Annotated in this window: 2 protein-coding genes and 2 pseudogenes; all 4 read left to right on the plus strand. The window is 51.2% G+C overall.

Annotated elements, in window-relative coordinates; genetic code table 11:
* A pseudogene (locus tag KQJ18_RS23920) lies at positions 1 to 232 on the plus strand (hypothetical protein); the annotation flags it as partial.
* 245 nt (positions 233 to 477) lie between these two features.
* Complete coding sequence (rpsJ, locus tag KQJ18_RS23925) at positions 478 to 789, plus strand: 30S ribosomal protein S10 (RefSeq protein WP_001181005.1); 312 nt, start codon at positions 478 to 480, stop codon at positions 787 to 789.
* Positions 790 to 821: 32 nt separating this feature from the next.
* Positions 822 to 1451 (plus strand): 50S ribosomal protein L3, encoded by a 630-nt coding sequence (rplC, locus tag KQJ18_RS23930; protein WP_003031117.1) that lies wholly within the window; start codon positions 822 to 824, stop codon positions 1449 to 1451.
* Positions 1452 to 1461: 10 nt separating this feature from the next.
* Positions 1462 to 1577: pseudogene (locus tag KQJ18_RS23935) on the plus strand (50S ribosomal protein L4); the annotation flags it as partial.

Consider the following 1577-nt stretch of genomic DNA (forward strand, 5'->3'; position numbering starts at 1 on the left):
TAGCGCGTTTATTCAGCATACCGCGACGCCAGCCGTGCCGCCGAACTTTCGTCTGTCTGACGCGCACTATATATATAAGCAGCAGCCGCTGCCGGAACCGGAAGAGACCGTTGAAGAAGAAGGCGCGGATGATATGCGCAGCGAAGAACCGTCAGCGCCTGACGAGCCTGTTCAAAACGGGGATCTCAAAGCGCGAGTGAAGCAGGCCATAGCGGAAATTGACCAGCAATAACGTCGTTCTGCGAAAGGTTGGTTATTATCGATACAACTTCACTTGCATTAAGCCCGCAGATACGTATAATGCGCGGGCTTGTCTTAATTGACGGCTGGTTCGATATGAGCCACTGATAGTCGATTTGACTATCTGACAATGTTCCCAATCGGGGAACTCTGTAAGAACGGTTACACTCTCCCATCAATCGTAATGGGTTTGAGGAGTAACTATTTCGTCTATAAAATAATTGGAGCTCTGGTCTCATGCAGAACCAAAGAATCCGTATCCGTTTGAAAGCGTTTGATCATCGTCTGATCGATCAATCAACCGCGGAAATCGTCGAGACTGCCAAGCGCACTGGTGCGCAGGTTCGTGGTCCGATCCCGCTGCCGACCCGCAAAGAGCGTTTCACCGTTCTGATCTCTCCGCACGTTAACAAAGACGCGCGTGATCAGTACGAGATCCGTACTCACAAGCGTCTGGTTGACATCGTTGAGCCAACTGAAAAAACCGTTGATGCTCTGATGCGTCTGGACCTGGCTGCCGGTGTAGACGTGCAGATCAGCCTGGGTTAATCAGGTCATCGAGCGATTGAGAGGTTGATACAATGATTGGTTTAGTCGGTAAAAAAGTGGGTATGACCCGCATCTTCACTGAAGATGGCGTCTCTATCCCAGTAACCGTTATCGAAGTTGAAGCAAACCGCGTTACTCAGGTTAAAGATCTGGCTAACGACGGCTACCGCGCTGTTCAGGTTACCACCGGTGCTAAAAAAGCTAACCGTGTAACTAAGCCGGAAGCTGGCCACTTTGCTAAAGCTGGCGTAGAAGCTGGCCGCGGCCTGTGGGAGTTCCGTCTGGCAGATGGTGAAGAATACACCGTTGGTCAGAACATTAGCGTTGAACTGTTTGCTGACGTTAAAAAAGTTGACGTAACCGGTACCTCTAAAGGTAAAGGTTTCGCTGGTACCGTTAAGCGCTGGAACTTCCGTACCCAGGACGCTACTCACGGTAACTCCTTGTCTCACCGCGTTCCGGGTTCTATCGGTCAGAACCAGACTCCGGGCAAAGTGTTCAAAGGCAAGAAAATGGCAGGTCAGCTGGGCAACGAACGTGTAACCGTTCAGAGCCTGGACGTAGTACGTGTTGACGCTGAGCGCAACCTGCTGCTGGTTAAAGGTGGTGTTCCGGGTGCGACCGGTTGCGACCTGATCGTTAAACCAGCTGTGAAGGCGTAAGGGGATAGCAATGGAATTAGTATTGAAAGACGCGCAGAGCGCGCTGACTGTTTCCGAAACTACCTTCGGTCGTGATTTCAACGAAGCGCTGGTTCACCAGGTTGTTGTTGCTTATGCAGCTGGTGC

This window comes from Citrobacter sp. S55_ASV_140 (assembly GCF_018919505.1).
Lineage (GTDB): Bacteria > Pseudomonadota > Gammaproteobacteria > Enterobacterales > Enterobacteriaceae > Citrobacter > Citrobacter werkmanii.